We start from the raw sequence: 2,611 nt of genomic DNA on the forward strand, positions 1-2,611 counted from the left end.
CCCCCGCGACGGGATGGCCGGGGCCGGCCGGAAGCGACATGATCAGCCCTTACACTTCTCGGAGCCGGTGACGTCACAGACGTGGCGCACACCGTCGTAGTCAGCGTCGGAGGCCGGGACGACACCCCAGGCGCGTTCATCGGTGATGCGGCATTCGTCGCCCTTGCAGAAGCCCTCGGCCTCAAGGCTTTCCACATTCACCTTCTCGGTGAAGAGGGTCTTGAGCTTGTCGATCGCCTCCGTGCCCAGCGAGTCGTTGGCCGCGAACACCGAGCCCGCGATCATCTCCGACTTCCACACCGTCTTGAGCTGACCGGGCTGCAGATCGCCCTTCTCGATCATGGTCTGGTCGACCATGGTGTCGAATGCGAAACCGGCGTCGCAGTCACCGTTGGCGATGGACAGCGCCGAGGCGTCATGCCCGCCGGCGAAGACCGGTGACATGGCGGCCGACACATCGGCTTCCGACCCGGACTTGATGACGCCTTCCTCGATGAGGCCGGCCGTCGGGTACAGGAAACCGGAGGTGGAACCGGGGTCCACGAAGCAGACCTTCTTGCCGGCAAAGTCTTTGAGGCCGTTGATATCCGCGACATCGGAGCGGGTCAGGCCGTAGGACTGGTAGCCGGGCTGCTCCCCCTCCTCGCCGATCACCGCGCCGAGCGGGGTGATCTTGGCGCCGTTGACCTTCGCCACCACATAGGCGAAGGGGCCGAAGAAGGCGAGATCGACATTCTCGGCGATCATGCCCTCGACGACACCGGCGTAGTCGGAGGCCTGCACGAACTCGACCTTGGAGCCGGTTTCCTTCTCCAGCAGCTTGATCAGGGGTGCGTAGCTGGCCTTGAGGTCCGAGGAGTTCTCGGCCGGGATGGCGGCCAAGGTGATGGTCTCCGGGAAGCCCTGGGCATTGGCGGCCTCAGAACCGGAATCGCTGCTCGAACAACCGGACAGGGCGAGGGCGGCGGCAGCTGCTGCCACTGCGGCGATACGAATCTTCATGTCTGAGAGGTCCTTTCAGGACAGGGGAAGGAAGAGGGCGGGGAAATCTGCGACCGAGGCCACGACGTGGGTGGCTCCGGCGGCGGTCAGGGTGTCGGCGTCGTGGGCGCCGGTCAGGGTGCCTGCGACGATCGAGGCGCCGGCGCGCAGGCCGGACAGGATGTCGCTGGTCGTGTCGCCCAGCACGGCGACCTTGGCGACATCGTCGATGCCGGTGCGCAACAGCGCGTTCAGGATCAGGTCGGGATAGGGACGCCCGCGCCCGCCGTCGCCGGGGGCGAGCACCAGGTCGGCGATGTCGGCCCAGTCGAGCGCGTCGATGATGCGCTGCTGGGTGGCTGGGCTGAAGCCGGTGCTGAGTGCGACCTTCACGCCGGCCTCGCGCAATCGGGTGATCGCCTCGGCGGCGCCGGGCACCGGGGCGATGCCCCCGTCGATGCTGTCGGTATAGGCCTGCTCGAAGGCCGCGTTGGCCTGCTGGGCGCGGTCCTCGCTGCCGAAGAGGTGGCGGAACACCTCGATCTTGGACTGGCCCATGGTGTCGCGGACGTAGGTGCGGGCCGATTCCCGTTCCTCGCCGGACCCGGGCACCCCGACGGCGGTGGCGGCCTCGTCGAAGGCGCGTAGCACCAGTCCGTCGTCGGTCACGGTGGTGCCCGCCATGTCCAGCACGGCCAGTTCGATCGGTTGCATGGTGCCACCCTGACAGTTGGTCTATACCAAGGCGTGTATCGATGGCGAACGGTCGGTGAACAACACTCGACAGCTTGGTCTAGACCATGGTCTATGCCAGCGTTTGCTATGGTCAGAAGGGTGATGAGCAGCGCACAGCCCCGGGTGCTGAAGCATCAGGTCGTGCGCGCGCAGCTCGATCGGATGCTGGACGGGCTGCAGGTGGGCGACCCGTTCCCGGCCGAACGCGAGATCGCCGAAATGTTCGACGTGGCCCGCGAGACGGTCCGTCAGGCCGTCCGGGAGCTGCTGCTGGCGGGCCGTGTCGAACGACGCGGGCGCACCACCGTGGTCGCCGCCCCCAAGCTGTTACAGCCGCTGGGCATGGGGTCCTACACCGAGGCCGCCCGCGATGAGGGGCACAGCGTGGACCGGTTCCTGGTCGGCTGGACGCACCTGGAAGCCGACGAGGTGCTTGCCGGGGTGTTGCGGGTGGAGGTGGGTGCACCGGTGATCCAGCTCGAGCGCGTCTTCACCACCGACGGGGTGCGGGTCGGGCTGGAAACCTCGAAGCTGCCGGCCCAGCGCTATCCCGGCCTGCGCGAAACATTCGACTACCGGACCTCGCTGTACGCCGAAATCCGCAGCAGGGGAGTGACATTCGGGCGCACGGTCGACACCATCGACACCGCGTTGCCGGACGCGCGGGAGTCAGCGCTGCTGACCGTCGACGCGCGCACGCCCATGTTCCTGCTGAACCGGGTGTCCTACGACCAGCACGGTGTCCCGATCGAGCAGCGGCGCTCGCTGTACCGCGGGGACCGGATGACCTTCACCATCACCATGGAGGACCGCTCCTTTTAAGCGACGCACTCTGGCACGAAATACTTCGTTGTCTATCAAATGTCAGGTGGCGTCCGTTCGAGGCTGGCTTGAG

Annotated in this window: 3 protein-coding genes; 1 reads left to right on the plus strand and 2 read right to left on the minus strand. The window is 66.8% G+C overall.

Annotated features, from left to right (window positions below):
* Nucleotides 1-42: 42 nt before the first annotated feature.
* Together AC1DTF_RS32280 and AC1DTF_RS32285 are read right to left on the minus strand one after the other, a co-directional pair.
* Nucleotides 43-1,002, minus strand: a complete 960-nt coding sequence (locus AC1DTF_RS32280; RefSeq protein ID WP_477477027.1) for a phosphate/phosphite/phosphonate ABC transporter substrate-binding protein — start codon at nucleotides 1,000-1,002, stop codon at nucleotides 43-45.
* Between the two features lie 15 nt (nucleotides 1,003-1,017).
* Nucleotides 1,018-1,695, minus strand: coding sequence for a phosphonatase-like hydrolase (locus tag AC1DTF_RS32285; RefSeq protein ID WP_477477028.1), 678 nt, complete (start codon nucleotides 1,693-1,695; stop codon nucleotides 1,018-1,020).
* Between the two features lie 123 nt (nucleotides 1,696-1,818).
* Here AC1DTF_RS32285 and AC1DTF_RS32290 point away from each other — a divergent pair, with 123 nt between their 5' ends.
* Nucleotides 1,819-2,538 (plus strand): GntR family transcriptional regulator, encoded by a 720-nt coding sequence (locus tag AC1DTF_RS32290; protein WP_477477029.1) that lies wholly within the window; start codon nucleotides 1,819-1,821, stop codon nucleotides 2,536-2,538.
* Nucleotides 2,539-2,611 lie beyond the last annotated feature (73 nt).

Source organism: Mycobacterium sp. P4_H6 (assembly GCF_056400845.1).